This is a genomic window from Aliikangiella litoralis (assembly GCF_052495765.1).
This window is the reverse complement of record NZ_CP199292.1, coordinates 1,015,177-1,031,925: the sequence shown is the minus strand read 5'-3', so window position 1 is coordinate 1,031,925 and position 16,749 is coordinate 1,015,177. Positions and strand designations below refer to the sequence as shown.

14 protein-coding genes are annotated in these 16,749 nt (G+C 38.8%); all 14 read right to left on the bottom strand.

The genetic code is table 11. The annotated features are described in order from the left end of the window. Nucleotides 1–6: 6 nt before the first annotated feature. The 14 genes from nuoH to miaB all read right to left on the bottom strand — a co-directional run bounded on the left by nuoH (nucleotide 7) and on the right by miaB (nucleotide 16,538). A complete protein-coding gene (nuoH, locus tag ACT5E3_RS04520) occupies nucleotides 7–1,059 on the bottom strand; it encodes an NADH-quinone oxidoreductase subunit NuoH (protein ID WP_444997119.1) in 1,053 nt (350 codons plus the stop codon). Further along, entirely contained in the window at nucleotides 1,056–3,245 is a 2,190-nt protein-coding gene (gene nuoG, locus ACT5E3_RS04515; RefSeq protein ID WP_444997118.1) for an NADH-quinone oxidoreductase subunit NuoG, read from the bottom strand. Before nuoG ends, nuoH begins: the two co-directional genes overlap by 4 nt. A gap of 11 nt (nucleotides 3,246–3,256) precedes the next feature. Then, nucleotides 3,257–4,528, bottom strand: coding sequence for an NADH-quinone oxidoreductase subunit NuoF (nuoF, locus tag ACT5E3_RS04510; protein ID WP_444997117.1), 1,272 nt, complete (start codon nucleotides 4,526–4,528; stop codon nucleotides 3,257–3,259). 3 nt (nucleotides 4,529–4,531) lie between these two features. Beyond that, entirely contained in the window at nucleotides 4,532–5,101 is a 570-nt protein-coding gene (locus tag ACT5E3_RS04505; RefSeq protein WP_444997116.1) for an NADH-quinone oxidoreductase subunit NuoE family protein, read from the bottom strand. Beyond that, nucleotides 5,101–6,354 (bottom strand): NADH-quinone oxidoreductase subunit D, encoded by a 1,254-nt coding sequence (locus tag ACT5E3_RS04500; protein WP_444997115.1) that lies wholly within the window; start codon nucleotides 6,352–6,354, stop codon nucleotides 5,101–5,103. The genes ACT5E3_RS04505 and ACT5E3_RS04500 overlap by 1 nt, the downstream gene beginning before the upstream one ends. A gap of 90 nt (nucleotides 6,355–6,444) precedes the next feature. After that, entirely contained in the window at nucleotides 6,445–7,101 is a 657-nt protein-coding gene (locus ACT5E3_RS04495) for an NADH-quinone oxidoreductase subunit C (protein WP_444997114.1), read from the bottom strand. Between the two features lie 9 nt (nucleotides 7,102–7,110). Next, complete coding sequence (locus tag ACT5E3_RS04490; RefSeq protein WP_444997113.1) at nucleotides 7,111–7,632, bottom strand: NuoB/complex I 20 kDa subunit family protein; 522 nt, start codon at nucleotides 7,630–7,632, stop codon at nucleotides 7,111–7,113. Further along, nucleotides 7,623–7,979: an NADH-quinone oxidoreductase subunit A gene (locus ACT5E3_RS04485; protein ID WP_444997112.1), complete on the bottom strand. Its 357-nt coding sequence runs from the start codon at nucleotides 7,977–7,979 to the stop codon at nucleotides 7,623–7,625. Before ACT5E3_RS04485 ends, ACT5E3_RS04490 begins: the two co-directional genes overlap by 10 nt. Nucleotides 7,980–8,259: 280 nt before the next feature. Beyond that, on the bottom strand, nucleotides 8,260–9,837 hold the full coding sequence (lnt, locus tag ACT5E3_RS04480) for an apolipoprotein N-acyltransferase (RefSeq protein ID WP_444997111.1): 1,578 nt from the start codon (nucleotides 9,835–9,837) through the stop codon (nucleotides 8,260–8,262). Nucleotides 9,838–9,886: 49 nt separating this feature from the next. Then, nucleotides 9,887–10,756 (bottom strand): HlyC/CorC family transporter, encoded by an 870-nt coding sequence (locus tag ACT5E3_RS04475; RefSeq protein WP_444997110.1) that lies wholly within the window; start codon nucleotides 10,754–10,756, stop codon nucleotides 9,887–9,889. Nucleotides 10,757–10,880: 124 nt separating this feature from the next. Next, nucleotides 10,881–13,451 carry a TonB-dependent receptor plug domain-containing protein gene (locus ACT5E3_RS04470; protein WP_444997109.1) on the bottom strand — a complete coding sequence of 857 codons (2,571 nt, stop codon included), beginning with the start codon at nucleotides 13,449–13,451 and terminating at the stop codon, nucleotides 10,881–10,883. A gap of 244 nt (nucleotides 13,452–13,695) precedes the next feature. Further along, entirely contained in the window at nucleotides 13,696–14,163 is a 468-nt protein-coding gene (gene ybeY, locus ACT5E3_RS04465) for an rRNA maturation RNase YbeY (RefSeq protein WP_444997108.1), read from the bottom strand. Between the two features lie 11 nt (nucleotides 14,164–14,174). Then, nucleotides 14,175–15,188 carry a PhoH family protein gene (locus ACT5E3_RS04460; protein ID WP_444997107.1) on the bottom strand — a complete coding sequence of 338 codons (1,014 nt, stop codon included), beginning with the start codon at nucleotides 15,186–15,188 and terminating at the stop codon, nucleotides 14,175–14,177. A 24-nt stretch (nucleotides 15,189–15,212) separates the two neighbouring features. Further along, nucleotides 15,213–16,538: a tRNA (N6-isopentenyl adenosine(37)-C2)-methylthiotransferase MiaB gene (gene miaB, locus ACT5E3_RS04455; protein WP_444997106.1), complete on the bottom strand. Its 1,326-nt coding sequence runs from the start codon at nucleotides 16,536–16,538 to the stop codon at nucleotides 15,213–15,215. Between the last annotated feature and the right edge of the window lie 211 nt (nucleotides 16,539–16,749).

Genomic DNA, 16,749 nt, shown 5'->3' with positions numbered 1-16,749 from the left:
TTAACCCTAAGCAAAAGGCCAAACATTAAGCTTGATCCATATTGCAACCACCGGTAACCAAACTAAGGTGACCGGAATAAAAACTTTCCACCCCAAACGCATTATTTGGTCATATCGAAAACGAGGAAAAGTTGCTCGGATCCAAATTAAACCAAATAAAAATATTCCAGCTTTAATCAATAACCAGATAGTGCCAGGTATCCAAGCGGTATATTCATCCAAAACACCATAGCTTTCAAATGGCGATAACCAACCACCAAAAAACATAATGGCTGTTAAAAATGAAATTAATATCATGTTGGCATACTCAGCTAAAAAGAACAGCGAAAATGCCATGCCTCCATATTCCACATGAAAACCAGCGACTATTTCAGACTCTCCTTCAGCCATATCAAAGGGTGCTCGATTGGTTTCCGCCACACCAGAAATCCAATAAACCACTAATAATGGAAAAAGCGGGATCCAATACCAATCATCAATACCCCCCGATTGCGAAAGCACAATTTCGCCTAAGTTCATGCTTTGCGAGCACATAAGAACGCCAACCAAGGCAAAGCCCATCGCAAGCTCGTAAGAAACGATTTGCGCAGCTGATCGCATTGCCCCTAAAAATGCATATTTAGAGTTAGATGCCCAACCAGCGATAATAACGCCGTAAACACCGATAGAAGTCATCGCTAAAATATATAAAAGCCCAGCATTAACATCGGCAAGCACCATACCAGCGTCGAATGGAATAACAGCCCATGCAGCAAATGAAGGTCCAATAAACAACACCGGAGCAACAACAAATAAAGTTTTACTTGAGCCGCTAGGTATCACAATCTCTTTCATAATGAGCTTAACAGTATCCGCAATCGGTTGTAACCAACCTTTAGGACCAACACGATTGGGCCCTAAACGTAACTGCATATAACCGATAATTTTTCTTTCTGCGTAGGTGGTATAAGCCACTGCTAAAATTAAAGGTAGCAGTATTGCGATAATTTTTATCACAATCCACACAGCCGTTTCAGCCCAAGCCATTAGATCAATTCCCATTAACCCACTCTCGCTCATGTCTTGACCCTCGAAATACTAATCGGGTGGGTTGATGCTTTAGGGGTTTGCTGAAGCGCTTTCGCTCGTCGTACCATAGGATCAACCATATAAAGCCCCAGGCACTCTCGAGTGGCTTCTGACTCATCCACTTGAGTTAATACTGGTGGTACTTTTCTAGCCACTCTCACATCACCAACCGCATCAAATTTTTCTCGTAACTTGTTAATGATTTGCAAAGAAGATTCATACTCAAAGCCTTTCAGCTCTAGTAAATTGGCTAAGACTCGCAATACTTTCCACCCCGGTCTGGCTTCTCCTGGTGCTGAAACAGCGGCGGCGAATGTCTGCCATTTACCTTCAACATTAATGTAAGTACCAGAGGTTTCATAGCAACCGGCAATAGGCAACATCACATTAGCATAGTCTGATACACGACCATCTGAAAAAGGCGTTAGTGCAATCACGCATTCTGCTTGAGTTAAGCTTGCTAATGCTTGCTCAGACCAAACACTTTCAACATCAGGTTCACAATTAAGAAGTAAATACCCCTTTAAACCTTCTGAGATCATTTGCTGTGCATTTTTGCCTAACTCTGATTTGCCACCAACCGCTGACTGCATCGGAACAGCACCAGCAATTTTATTACCTGCCGCATTACAACCCTGAGTCATATACCCCCACTCAGAGTTTGTCATTGATGCTAAGGTTTCAGCTAACCAATTAATCACTTCTGCTTGAGGATGCTCTTGAACATAAACCCCCAGTAATACACACGATAACTCACCGTCGATTAAGTTTTGAGCAATATTCTTATGTGTATCATTCGCGCTAACGCCAACTAGCCACTCTTTTGATTCAGCATTGAGTACTTCTGGTTTTAACTGATCGGCCGCTACTAATACACTTGCTAGCTCTTGCGCTAAACCATTAGTTTTCGGTTGAATTTCTTCACACAATCTAAAATTGTATTCGCCATCAAAAGGATTGATTGCCATCACTCGACCAAAGCTGGTCGACTTTCTAATTCTTAAAGCTGTCAACGGTTGCTCGTGTCGCAAGTCTGCCGCAACTAATAAGGTAGCATCCATTGTATCTAAATCAGCTAACGGAAAGTTAATGCCTGAACGTACACTACCTCTATTATCTCCACTAAAATCACGCCTTCTTAAACGGAAATCGATATTGTTACTCCCTGCACCTCGTATCAGTTTTTGTGCCAGGTAACTTTCTTCAGTTGTTACACTGCTACCAACCAAAACACCAAAATCATTTCCATTGGAAGCTCCGATAATGCGTTTAATTTCAGTTGCGGCAATATTTAATGCAGTTTGCCAATCGGTCTCTTGCCACTTGCCATCTTTCTTTATCTGCGGTTTAAGCAAGCGCTCACCTTCTGTTAACGCTTGATAAGAAAATCGATCTCTATCAGATAACCAAACTTCATTGATTGCTTCATTTTCTTTGGGAACAACCCGAATGATTTCTCCACGACGATGGTGCACATAAACATTAGAGCCTAAGCAATCATGGGCAGCTACCGATTCTGATTGGCGAAGTTCCCAGGCTCTTGCTTTGTATCGAGATGGCTTGGCAGTTAAAGCGCCAACGGGACATAGGTCGATAATATTGGCTGAAACCTCTGACTCAACTGCTCCTTCAATATAAGTACCTATTTCGACATGCTCACCACGACCTGTCGCTCCCATCTCACGAATACCAACAACCTCTTGTCCAAAACGTACACAACGCGTGCAATGGATACAACGTGTCATATCGGTAGCAATAAGCGGCCCAAGGTTTTTATCATGAACAACTCGTTTTCCTTCGGTAAAACGGCTAACATCTTCTCCATAACCAACAGACAAATCTTGTAACTCACACTCTCCTCCTTGATCACATACAGGACAATCAAGCGGATGGTTAATTAATAAAAATTCCATTACCGATTTTTGAGCTTCGACGGCTTTAGGTGTTTTTGTTTGTATTACCATTCCTTCTGCAACAGGAGTCGCACAAGCAGGTACGGCTTTCGGAATGCTAGCAACATCAACCATACACATCCTACAATTGGCCGCAACAGACAGTTTTTTGTGGTAACAAAACCTAGGAATATATACATCGGCTTTATCGGCTACTTCAATAATCATTGAGCCGACTTCAGCTTCTAATTGCTGACCATCAATTTCTATATGCACTTTACCCATAGTGACCGACTTTACCCTTTAACCAAGCTACGCTTGTGCTCTATCATATACTCAAATTCATGGCGATAATGTTTTAAAAAACCTTTTATGGGCATTGCCGCTGCATCTCCTAGCGCGCAAATTGTTCTTCCCATAATATTACCTGCCACTCTGTCTAAATTATCCAGATCTTCGGCGCGTCCTTCGCCTTTTAAAATCCTGTGAATGACTCGTGACATCCAACCAGTCCCTTCACGGCAAGGAGAGCATTGACCACAAGATTCTTCATAATAAAAATGGGCAGTCACAGCCGCCAATTCAACAATACAGGTTGTCTCATCAAGTACTATCACTGCACCCGATCCCAACATTGAACCTGCTTTACCTATCGCATCATAATCCATTGTTAATTGCATCATAGTTTCTGCTGGCAAAATCGGTGACGATGAACCTCCAGGTATTACTGCTTTCAATGCCTTACCACCCAAAACACCACCAGATAAATCCAATAAATCACTAAAAGGAATTCCTAAACCAACTTCGAAATTACCTGGGTTATTAACATGACCAGAAACTGAAAATATTTTTGTTCCACCATTATTAGGTTTGCCTAAATCTAAAAACCACTGACCACCGTGTTGTAATATCACTGGAACAGACGCATAACTTTCAGTGTTATTAACATTAGTTGGACGACCAAAAACACCATAATTTGCGGGGAAAGGGGGTTTAAAACGAGGTTGTCCTTTTTTACCTTCAATCGACTCAATCAGTGCTGTTTCTTCGCCACAAATATAAGCACCGGCTCCCAAATGATTATGTAATTCAAAACACAATTCTGAACCCAGAATATTATCCCCTAAATAACCACTCGCTTTAGCTTCAGCAATTGCCGCTTCCATTCGATCAAAAGGTTCATAAAATTCGCCACGCATGTAGTTATAGCCAACCGTTGCATTCATCACATAACCGGCAATAATCATCCCCTCAATTAATTGGTGAGGGTTGTAACGCAAAATATCTCTATCTTTAAAAGTACCAGGCTCACCTTCGTCGGAATTACACACAACATATTTTTGTCCTGGCATATTACGGGGCATAAAACTCCACTTTAAACCAGTGGGAAAACCTGCACCACCACGCCCTCGTAAAGCTGATAACTTCAATTCATCAATAATGGTGTCGTAGGTTAATTCGCCAGCCACTATTTTTTTTAATATTGAATAGCCGCCTACGCTTTCATAAGCCTGTAGTGACCAAGGCGTATCAAGGTGGAGGTTTCTAAAACAAACTTCATTAGCCATGAATTAGTCTTTCGCCTCCGCTGAAACTTCTGAACTTGAATCAGAGTTTAATTCTATTGTTGCTATATCTGATAGTATTTGATCAATTTTTTCTTCGGTTAAATTTTCATGATAAGTTTTATTGACTTCTAACATCGGTGCACCACCACAAGCGGCCATACACTCAACCGTTTTTATTGTATAGAGTTCATCGTCAGTGGTTTCTCCAACTTTTATATTTAAACGATTTTGTAAATGCTGAATGACTTTGTCTGCACCTCGAAGTGAACAAGAAATATTGTTACAAACCGAAATAACATACTTGCCTACTTTATCTAAATGAAACATCGAATAAAAAGTAGCGACTTCATAAACCGCTACATGGGGTACATCTAAATACTCAGCAACAGCCTGCATCATTTCTTCAGTTAGATAATTGCCATTATGTTCTTGAACCACTTTCAGGGCCGCCATAATGGGAGGTCGTTTGCGCTCAGGCGGATATTTTTTTATCCAGATATCGACCTCTTCAATCGCTTCGGGTGGAACAATATTTTTAAGGTGTAACTTGTTATCATAATTTAGATCAGTCATTAGCGATCAATCTCCCCAAAAACAATATCCATCGTTCCAATGATAGCAACTACATCGGCGAGCATGTGTCCTTTAGTCAGTTCATCCATAGCAGACAAATGAGCAAAACCTGGTGCTCTAATTTTTAATCGATAAGGTTTATTGGCGCCATCAGAAACAAGATAAATACCAAACTCACCTTTAGGATGCTCTACAGCGGCATAGGCTTCGCCTTCTGGTACACAATAACCTTCGGTAAATAATTTAAAGTGATGAATTAATGACTCCATATCATTTTTTACATCAGCACGTTTAGGTGGCGATATTTTATGATCATCAATAATAACAGGCCCAGGATTTTGCTTTAACCACTGAATACATTGACGAATGATTCGATTCGATTGACGCATTTCTTCAACCCTAACTAAATAGCGATCATAGCTATCTCCATTACGACCAACCGGAATATCAAAATCCAGTTCAGCATAAACATCGTAAGGTTGCATTTTTCTCAAGTCCCAGGCAATTCCAGAGCCTCTTAGCATTGGCCCTGAAAAGCCGAGTTGAAATGCTCTTTCAGGTGATACGACCCCAATACCAACCAAGCGTTGTTTCCATATTCTATTTTCAGTTAAAAGCGACTCATATTCATCAACACTCCCATCAAACTTCTCGGAAAAATCCCACAAAAAATCTAATAATGAGCCTTGTCGATTTTCGTTTAACTCTGCGAGTTTTTTCTCATTTCGCCAAGGAGATTTTTCGTATTTTGGCATTTCTTCCGGTAGGTCTCGATAAACGCCGCCTGGACGAAAGTAAGTGGCATGCATGCGAGTTCCTGAAACAGCTTCATAAGCATCCATTAATGGCTCTCTATCACGGAAACAATAGAGAAACATTGTCATTGCACCTACATCTAAACCATGTGCACCTAACCACATTAAATGGTTTAAAATACGAGTAATTTCAGAAAACATAACTCTGATATACTGCGCTCTAATTGGCGCTTGGATACCAAGCAACTTTTCTATTGCTAAAACATAAGCATGTTCATTACACATCATAGAAACATAATCGAGCCGATCCATATAACCAATGCTCTGATTGTACGGCTTTATTTCAGCTAGTTTTTCAGTTGCTCTATGCAATAAACCAATATGGGGATCTGCTCTCTCGATGGTTTCACCATCCATCTCAAGAATCATTCGTAATACACCGTGCGCGGCAGGATGTTGAGGCCCAAAATTTAGCGTGTAATGTTCTATATCAGCCATAATTTTATTTTAATAATTGTCCTGTTCAGCCTTTAATGACTAAACTCATCAAGACAGTTTTATTTTCTTATTTCAAGTTAATAAAAAGCCCTAACCATCAAGTCTTTTCAAATCTTTTCGAATTACCCGCGGAACTAATACACGCTCTTCGATAGATACAGGCTCGTAAATACACTGCTTTTTTTCTTCATCAAACCGCATTTCTAAATTTCCAATAACCGGAAAATCTTTACGGAATGGGTGTCCAATAAACCCATAATCGGTCAAAATTCTTCTCAGATCGGGATGACCTTCAAATAAGATACCAAAAAGATCAAAGGCTTCCCTTTCAAACCAATCGGCACAATTCCAAATACTGATAATACTTGGAATCATCATATTCTCTTCATCTACAAACACTTTAACTCGAAGACGTTGGTTCAAAGTAATGGAAAGTAAATGATAAACGACTGCAAAACGAGACTGATCCCAAGTTGATTCTTTTTCACCAACGTCCCTACCTCGTTCAAAACCAGAAGATGATGCTTCATTAGTCGCCCACTCGTCCTGGCCATAGTGGAGATAATCAACACCACACAAATCAATTAATTGCTCAAACTGAAACTCATCTTGATCTCGCAACACTTTGGCCACATCAACTAAATGCTCTTTAGCAACTTCTATTGTAACTTCGTTTGCATAAACCTTTAGCGAAGTTATTTTTTCAAAAAGCAAGTTTTCAATAGACTGTTGTAGTTTTTCGATCATTAATCTGCCTCAAACCTGTCGTGCAATGGTGTTAGTACGTTTAATTTTATTTTGTAATTGAATCACACCATACATCAAAGCCTCAGCGGTAGGAGGACAACCAGGTACATAAATATCAACAGGCACAATGCGGTCACAGCCTCGTACCACGGCATAAGAATAGTGATAATATCCGCCACCATTAGCACAAGATCCCATTGAAATAACCCATTTAGGTTCAGGCATTTGATCATAAACTCGACGCAGTGCTGGTGCCATTTTATTGGTCAGGGTACCTGCAACTATCATCACATCAGACTGTCTTGGGCTAGGCCTGAAAACAACACCAAAACGGTCAAAGTCATAGCGAGAAGCACCTGCTTGCATCATTTCTACAGCACAACAGGCTAAGCCAAAGGTCATAGGCCACATTGAACCCGTTCTAGCCCAATTGACCAATGTGTCGATTCCAGTCACTAAATATCCTTTGCCAGACTGTTGAACCTCCATATCGTTAGTTGAAGCAGTCAACTCTGTTTGCTCTACTCCCATTCTAAAGCTCCTTTCTTCCATTCATAAATGAAACCCACGACCAATAAACCGAGAAATACTCCCATTGCACCAATAGCAAACCAGCTTAGCTCTTGAAATACAACAGCCCAAGGAAATAGGAATGCTACTTCTAAGTCGAAGATAATGAATAAAATTGCGACGAGGTAAAAGCGAACATCAAACTTGTGGCGAGCATCTTCAAATGCATCAAATCCACACTCAAAAGGTAATAGTTTATCTTCAACATCTTTTTTAGGTGCAGCTAAATATCCAGCAAGTTCCAGCACAACACCTAAGCCGAGGCCAACGGCTATAAATACGAGTATAGGCAAATAGTTTTCTAGCATACCCCAATCCTAGATTTTCTGAATTGCAGATCCTTTTTAAAAGACTTTCAACAAAATAGCAAGCGTGCACCATGATTTATATCAACAATATCCAACTTACTAAACAAAACAATCTCGATGGTCTATATTTTAATCAGAAGATATTGATTTTCATGGCCTTTTCTTCACTACTTTTATATAGGACAAGATTAATTAAATAGCGAATGATTAAATCTGCTTTTCTGTTTTTTATCATGTTTTTTTAATGCAAAACTCGATTTATATTGCACTGCAAACTAATTCAATAAAACTTTCTTTGTTGAAAAAGTGACCAACCAATAAAACAACAACTAGTGATTAATAAAAATAAAATTCCTCCCCATCCAAAACGTCGATAGGGAGTATCTCTATTTGTTAATATTAATTGCTGTCTCAAGCTTCCTTGTTTATAACGAGCAAGTTGTTTAACCATATTACCTTGAGCATCGACGATACCAGTAATCCCATCATTAGTTGCCCGAACCAAAGGAAGTCCTAACTCTAAAGAGCGCATTCGTGCCATTTGCATATGTTGATATGGTCCAAAAGAATCTCCAAACCATGCATCATTGCTAACCGTAACAATTAATTGAGGAAGTTCTTTTTGTGCTTTGCTTGATAGCTCACGAATAATTCCGGGATAAACAATCTCATAACAGATAGCCGGAATAGCAGTCAGTTGCTTCAACTTCATAGGAAGCTGCTCGGTTTTAGCAGGAGTAAAACCAGACATTGGTAAGTCAAAAAACTTAATAACACCACGAAACCAATCTTCTAAAGGAACATACTCTCCAAATGGAACTAAGACTTGCTTATGATAAGTTTGCTTACTACCACCTAATGCCAACAATGAAACGTAGCTTTGTTTTGAAGATGCTTCATATTCAGGAAGCCCAAGAATTAAATTAGCCGAATTTTTCTCAGCTTTTTCTGATAACTCTAACAATATATCATTCACCTGATATGCATAGGCTGGAATAGCTCCTTCTGGCCAAACGATTAGATCAGCGTCCCACAGCGGCTCTGACTCATCAAAAAGAATATCGATAATCGTAGAAAAAAATTTTCTATCCCACTTTTTTTCTTGTGCTATATTCGGCTGCACCAGTGCAACATCAATACTAGAATCATCAAATTGGGTTTCTATTGATTTCTGTTCATACACATGGCTCAAAAAAATAACACTAAGTATTAGCGTAGCAATGACGGCAAAAATTTTATTCCTTTTGGTTGATACCCACAAAACAAAAGCTGTACACAAAGCAACCATAAACCAACTAATTCCGTAAACACCAAACCAGGTTGCTATTGGTGCCAATGGAGAATCAATTTGACTATAGCCAAGTAACAACCAGGGAAAACCATTAAATACGATAGACTGTAAATACTCAGAAATAACCCAACATAGTGGAGCAATTAAAACCAGCATTGGAAAAGAGGTTTTATTCGATAGCTTATGCAATAAATAGCCGAATAAACCTTTAAAAAGAGCCAGGTATGCTACAAAAAGCAACGTGAGTAATCCTGCTCCCAGGACAGGTGTATTGCCAAATTTATGAATACTGACATATACCCAGCTCGCGCCAATTAAAAAAGCCCCAACCCCCCAAAAATAAGCGAGCTTAAATGGTGTTAATGCAGCAGGGCGTGTAAGCGAAAAGATAAGCGTAATAATTGAAATAAAAGCTAATGGCCACCAGCCAGTTGGTGCAAAAGCAAGCGGATAGAGCATACCTGTAAATAACATTAGTCCACAACTTAACCACTTTGAACTAAGGCAATTATCTAACTGAATAATTATATTGGCTAACACTGGTTCGGCAACCTTTTTTAACACCATTAAAGATATTGAACCAGTATTCTATAACTCAGCTTAAACTAAATTAAGATTATTCAATAACTTCTTTTATTTTTTTTACTCTTAATAATTTTATTCGACGAGTGTCGGCAGAGACAATTTCAAACTGGAGGTTTTCAATTTTAACAGTTTCACCTCTGGAAGGCATATGGCCAAATGCTTGCATTAGAATACCACCGATAGTGTCATATTCTTCATCATTGATTTTGGCATTAAAATACTGATTGAATTCTTCTATTTCAGTTCGTGCCTTAACGTTAAATGTATTACCTTCTATCTGATGTATATTATCTTCATCATCGTCAATGTCATATTCATCTTCAATTTCACCAACAATTTGCTCTAATACATCTTCAATAGTCACCAATCCAGCCACACCACCATACTCATCCACAACAATCGCCATATGGTTACGATTTGCTCTGAACTCTTTCAATAAAACATCGAGCCGCTTACTTTCTGGAATAATAACCGCAGGTCGCAAATAATCTTTAAGTGTAAACCGACAGTCGGGCTCAGACTCGCGTTCTGCGATAAAGCGTAAGAGATCTTTAGCTAAAATAATGCCTTCAATATCATCTCTGTTATCACCTATAACAGGGAAACGAGAGTGTCGAGAGTTGACAACATTGAGCAGTATTTTAGAAAAGTCCATTTCATCATCCACAACCACCATTTCTGGTCTGGGAATCATAATATCTCGAGCTTGCATTTCAGAGATATGCATTACACCAACCATCATTGATAATAATTCAGGGTTGATCAGCGTATTTTCTTCAGCAGTTTTTAACACTTCAACTAACTGCTCACGATCTTGAGGAGTATCTTGGAAAATTTGAGTTAGTTTTTCAAACCAATTTCTCGAGGGAGGTTTATCATCACTCATGTTAGTTTTGCTCATTTAGCGGTCTTCGGGCCTAGTCTAACAAAGGCTTGAGAATTAGCAAAATGAAAATTGAAGCATATAGCGAAAAATCGGCGCATTAAGCGCCGACTTTTATTACTTTTTCTAGATATAGATTCGATTAGAAAGTATAGTTTGCTTTTAGATAAACAAAGCGTCCATTAAAACCTAACGGTGATTTAATCGCATACTTAGCTCCAGCTACCCCAGCATAGGATGAAGGCTGACTAGCAGGGCTGTACTTATCATCCAATTGCTCTGGATACTCATCAAGCAAGTTATTAGCTCCCAATGAGAGTTTTAATTGCTCTGTTACGTTATAACCAAATTCTAAATCAAGAGAGATTTCTGAACTTGGGTAAACAGGAAAAGCTTCACTCTCTAAATGATCTTCAAAATACTCACCAAAATAACTAATGCGGGTTAGTAAGTTCCAATTATCTTGAGTATGTTTCATAGTAAACGTGGCCCGATCTTCTGGAACACCTTTTTCTAAAAGCTCAACTTTTACATTACTGATTATATCTGGACTGAAACTATCGACAGTGGTTTCTGTGTGATTAAGTGCAAGATTGTAACTCGTTTTACCACCAAACATATCAGCAGAATAGCTAACGACTAAATCAACACCTGCCGTAGTCGTATCAAAGTCATTGGTGAAATAACGAACGCTAGTAAAGCTAGTAGCATCACCAACACCTTGATTAACCAGCTCAGTAATATCAGCAGCAGATAATGTTAAAGGCGAAGTTTGACTAATGCGATCATCAACTTCGATATTAAAGAAATCTAAAGTGATAAATAAGTCGTCAAAGTCTAATACAGCACCAACAGTAAATGCGGTAGACTCTTCAGGCGTTAACGGTTTACCACCTTTCTGTACCGAAATTGCATTAGTTGGCGGTAGGGTTGCCTGATCTTCAAGACCGTTTGCGCCAAATGCAGTTGTTACGTTAACAACGTTAGATTGCCCAACGGTTGGAGCGCGGAAGCCAGTACTTGCAGAACCACGAATAGCAAAAACATCTGTCGCTTGGAAGTGACCAGAAATTTTTCCATCAAATGTTGAGCCAAAGTCAGAAAAATCTTCGTAACGTACCGCAAATTCCATCATTAAAGACTCAGTAAAATAAGTTTCTAAATCAGCATAAAAACCAATGTTGCGTCGTGTAAAAACACCTGCGGCTCTAGGTTGAAACCCAGGAAAGCCATTGGAGCCAATTCCAAAACCCTGCCCTGCAAGTGGGCCAACTTCAAAAGAAGCTTGATCGCCAGGCTTAACTTCAAATGAGTCTTCTCGCCACTCAACACCAGCGGAAAATGTCATTCCATCCATAGAAGAAGTTTCAATCTCTTTAGAAATATCGTAGTTAAATGATTTTTCTAATTGAATATAACTACCTGGATTAAATGCAGTCGGAGTATTTGGCCCCAAAGAAGGGTTGATTGTATTTCGAATACTAAAATCAACCGCACTGCGTCCTAACCCCACACTAATATCGTAAGTCAAGCCACTGTCATATGAGCCTTTAGTCCCCATCACTAATGAAGTATCGACAACAGTTCCGCCAAATCTAGGCGTAAAGCCGCCTGGAAATAATGAATTAAATGCAAAGCAGTTTGCCGCAGCTAATGAATCTAATGCTGTTTGATCAACAAGACCATTAACAACAGGAACAACTGGACATGCAGAGTTATCAGTAGCTCCCGGAGTCAAATCTGCAGTTAAGATAGTAGCAGTTCCATCAGGAAGTGTAGGTCCTTGAAACACACCACTACGAGTTTGAGGATTACGGAAATAAAAACCACCATCGACTTCACGCTGCGAGTAGTTCCCCCACATATAAGCTTCTTTATCATTACCTAAATTTAATCCAATATTTGCAAAAAGCTTATAATCATCTTTAACTTTTGGCATTCCCCAGATTTGAGCTGGGTTTGCAACATTAGTATTACCCGCGGCAATTAAAGCTGCTGCATCATCACGTTGCACGCTTCGAATGGTGTCTTCACGATCATTATATTCAAAACTAAAATTAGCAAATCCTTGCTCTGTAAAAGGCATGCCAACATTTCCAGATAGCATTACCGAATCACCATCGCCTTCAGAGAACTCACCCATTCGAGCAATAAATTCACCACCATCACTACTATCTTTTAATACAAAGTTAATTACGCCAGCAATAGCATCTGAACCATATTGTGCCGATGCACCATCACGTAAAACTTCAACTTGTTTTAAGGCTGTTGCAGGAATTGCCGAAATATCAGGCCCTTGTGAACCATCGGCGATACCACCGCCAATGAAAGTAATAACAGCAGAACGGTGACGACGCTTACCATTAACTAAAATCAATGTACTATCGGGTGATAAACCTCTTAAGTTTGCTGGTCGAACTAAAGTGGCAGCATCACTGATTGGTTGTTCATTAACAGTGAACGACGGTGCAACATTCGCTAATAATGAGGTTAAATCGCTACTACCGCTAGCCGTGATCTCTTCTGCAGAAATAACATCAACAGGTACCGGAGAATCTGAAATGGAACGAGGAGCAGCTCGCGAACCAACAATAACCATTTTTTGAGCTTCTTCATCGTCATCTTTTTTCTCTTCAGCGGCATAAAGCATTGGAGAACTTAAAGCTATACCCATTGCCAGGAATAAGCTTCTTTTTTTGAAGTTGTTAGCCATATTTTCTTATCCTTTAATTACATTAAATTATTTTTATATTGCTCGAAAATTATTTACAATAACAAGCGCTACCGTTATAAACAGTAAATGTTTATTTGTAAACAGGGAGGCTTAGGTTAAAAGGATAAAATACAAAACAAATCTCGCTACGCAATTAATTGCAACAAGATTGGTATTATTTTTACTTTAAATGTTATTGCGGCACAACATGTAACAATCTAATATAACAAGTGAAAAATGATTACTAGTTCAGTAAAATATAGGGATTTTTTATTGCTAAAGATTCTAATATAGCAATCTCTAAAGTTTCCATTTCGTTAGCTTCATCTTCCTCAATATGATCAAAACCTAATAAATGAAGCACTCCGTGTATTAACAAATGAGCCCAATGATCTTGCAAACTTTTAGATTGAGCTAAAGCCTCTTGCTCAACAATCTGAGAGCAAATGACTAAATCTCCCAATAAATCACATGGCACTTGAGGAGGCGCTTCAAAAGGAAAAGAAAGAATATTTGTTGGTTTATCTTTAGCTCGATATTGTAAATTTAATTGTTTGCTCTCAAGCTCATCAACAATTCTAATCGTTAATTCTGTGATAGGCTCACGATAATCCAACATTTCTAGTGCGGTTTTAACCCACTCCTCCATCAACACTCTAGTGGGTACATTTTTACATTGAGTTGTGTTTTGGATTTCCAAATACAGCTTCACGACGGTGACCTTTATAAATTATCTGTTGGTTGACTATCAGAAACTTTTGGAGCTTGTATTTTATCTTGTTGCTTTTTATCGGCAAGCTCATAAGCTTGCACAATTCGTTGGACAACCGGATGTCGAACAACATCTCCAGATTGAAAAAATGAAAACTTCACACCTTTTACATTATCCAAAATATTAATTGCTTGACGTAAACCAGATAGCTTACCTTTTGGTAAATCCACTTGTGTAATGTCTCCAGTAATCACTGCACGAGAATTAAAACCAATACGCGTTAAAAACATTTTCATTTGTTCCACTGTGGTATTTTGACTTTCGTCCATAATGATAAAAGCTTCATTCAAAGTACGTCCTCTCATATAAGCTAAGGGAGCAATTTCAATAACGCTACGCTCTATTAGCTTTGCCACACGTTCAAAGCCCAACATTTCATATAAAGCGTCATACAGTGGTCTTAAATAAGGATCAACTTTTTGATTTAAATCACCAGGTAAAAAGCCCAGCTTTTCACCAGCTTCAACAGCAGGTCTGGTCAATAATATACGGCGAACTTCTTGTCTTTCTAAAGCATCAACCGCAGCGGCAACAGCAAGATACGTTTTTCCTGTTCCAGCAGGCCCTATGCCAAAAGTGACATCACTAGACAGCATATTTTCAACATAAATACGCTGATTATTCCCCCTGGGCCGAATCTGTCCTCGCTTTGTTGTTATAACTAAATCATTATACTTTTGATTGGTTGCTTCCGATAATTGGTGACAGCCAGCTTGGACAATAACATGTAACTGTTCGTCTGATAGTTGTTGTTTCGATTCTATTTCTTGATAAAGCTGCTTAATGACACTCTCAACAGAATTCAAATGTTCACTTTCACCGACTATTTTAAAAAAATTAGCACGGTTATTAATTTCTACACCAAAACGCTTTTCAAGTAATCTGAAATTTTCATCCAGATGCCCACCTAAAATTGCCAAATACTGATTCTCAAAAGGATCAATAATAAATTCTTGAGTAGCCATCACTCACTCCCAAAGCCTTTCCGACTAATTAACTAACTTACCACGTAATGAGTTCGGTAAGACCTCAGTAATAATGACATCAACAAACTGTCCTATCATTTGTGGCTGCCCATCAAAATTAACAATACGATTATTTTCGGTACGTCCTGATAACTGCATGGGATCTTTCTTGGAAGGACCTTCTACCAAAATCTTTTGTTGAGTATTTAACATTCTTCTTGCGTGAGCATGAGCTTGTTGATTTAAACGCTGCTGTAGAAGAGATAACCATTCTTTTTTAGTCGCAAGTGGTATTTCATCAGCTAAATCAGAAGCTGGGGTTCCTGGCCTGGCACTGTAAATAAAGCTAAAACTCATATCAAAATCAATTTCAGCAATTAAATCCATTGTGTTCTGAAAATCTTTTTCTGATTCCCCAGGAAAACCAATGATAAAGTCTGACGACATACTCAAGTCAGGCCTTATTTTTTTTAGTTTCCTTATTTTCGACTTATATTCTAAAACAGTATGACCACGTTTCATCATACTTAAAACCCTATCAGAACCACTTTGTACAGGTAGGTGTAAATGACTAACTAATTCTGGAACCTTGGCATACACATCAATTAATCTTTGTGAAAACTCAACAGGATGAGAGGTAGTAAAACGAATCCTATCAATATCATCTATAGCAGCAACTAATTCGATTAAAGCGGCTAAATCGGCTTCTCCACCATCATGAGTTTTTCCTCTATAAGCGTTAACATTTTGCCCTAATAAATTAACTTCTCTCACACCTTTAGCGGCCAACTCAACAACATCAGCAATAACATCATCGAAAGGTCTAGAAACTTCTTCACCTCGAGTGTATGGGACAACGCAAAATGAGCAATATTTACTACACCCTTCCATAATAGAGACAAAGGCAGTCACTCCTTCAACTTGTTGTTCAGGTAAAACATCAAACTTTTCGATCTCAGGAAAAGAAACATCAACAACAGGCGATTTTTCTTCTTTTACTTCATTAATCATATTTGGTAAACGATGCAATGTTTGTGGCCCAAAAACCATATCAACATAAGGTGCACGTTTCCGTATCTCTTTACCTTCTTGACTAGCAACACACCCGCCAACAGCAATAAGCAAATCGGGCTTATCTTTTTTGAAGTTCTTCCACTGCCCCAATTGAGAAAAAACTTTTTCTTGTGCTTTTTCTCTGATCGAACAAGTATTTAGTACCAACAAATCTGCATCTTCAGGCTCAGAAGTTAGCTCCAAATCATGGGTTTTATTGAGAAGATCGGCCATACGTGATGAATCATACTCATTCATCTGACAGCCCCAAGTTTTAATATAAAGCTTTTTGGTCATGTTGGATTATTAAATTAATATTTGCTAGTGCTTCAATTCATAGCAAAAGCTACCCGATTGAAGACAAGGTGGTTATAAAGGGCGCGGATTATACCACTGGTTAAAAGGTAAACACCAGTAAATAGGGCTTTGAATCTTTCTCAACAATCAAGTATTCAAGCCTGAATGTTCTCGCGATATCATGGGATAAAATGATGACAAACTAATAGCA

Excerpts from the sequence above, each read along its gene's own strand:
- nuoH (WP_444997119.1), bottom strand. The coding sequence starts at position 1,059 with ATGAGCGAGAGTGGGTTAATGGGAATTGATCTAATGGCTTGGGCTGAA.
- nuoG (WP_444997118.1), bottom strand. The coding sequence starts at position 3,245 with ATGGGTAAAGTGCATATAGAAATTGATGGTCAGCAATTAGAAGCTGAA.
- nuoF (WP_444997117.1), bottom strand. The coding sequence starts at position 4,528 with ATGGCTAATGAAGTTTGTTTTAGAAACCTCCACCTTGATACGCCTTGG.
- ACT5E3_RS04505 (WP_444997116.1), bottom strand. The coding sequence starts at position 5,101 with ATGACTGATCTAAATTATGATAACAAGTTACACCTTAAAAATATTGTT.
- ACT5E3_RS04500 (WP_444997115.1), bottom strand. The coding sequence starts at position 6,354 with ATGGCTGATATAGAACATTACACGCTAAATTTTGGGCCTCAACATCCT.
- ACT5E3_RS04495 (WP_444997114.1), bottom strand. The coding sequence starts at position 7,101 with ATGATCGAAAAACTACAACAGTCTATTGAAAACTTGCTTTTTGAAAAA.
- ACT5E3_RS04490 (WP_444997113.1), bottom strand. The coding sequence starts at position 7,632 with ATGGGAGTAGAGCAAACAGAGTTGACTGCTTCAACTAACGATATGGAG.
- ACT5E3_RS04485 (WP_444997112.1), bottom strand. The coding sequence starts at position 7,979 with ATGCTAGAAAACTATTTGCCTATACTCGTATTTATAGCCGTTGGCCTC.
- lnt (WP_444997111.1), bottom strand. The coding sequence starts at position 9,837 with ATGGTGTTAAAAAAGGTTGCCGAACCAGTGTTAGCCAATATAATTATT.
- ACT5E3_RS04475 (WP_444997110.1), bottom strand. The coding sequence starts at position 10,756 with ATGAGCAAAACTAACATGAGTGATGATAAACCTCCCTCGAGAAATTGG.
- ACT5E3_RS04470 (WP_444997109.1), bottom strand. The coding sequence starts at position 13,451 with ATGGCTAACAACTTCAAAAAAAGAAGCTTATTCCTGGCAATGGGTATA.
- ACT5E3_RS04460 (WP_444997107.1), bottom strand. The coding sequence starts at position 15,188 with ATGGCTACTCAAGAATTTATTATTGATCCTTTTGAGAATCAGTATTTG.
- miaB (WP_444997106.1), bottom strand. The coding sequence starts at position 16,538 with ATGACCAAAAAGCTTTATATTAAAACTTGGGGCTGTCAGATGAATGAG.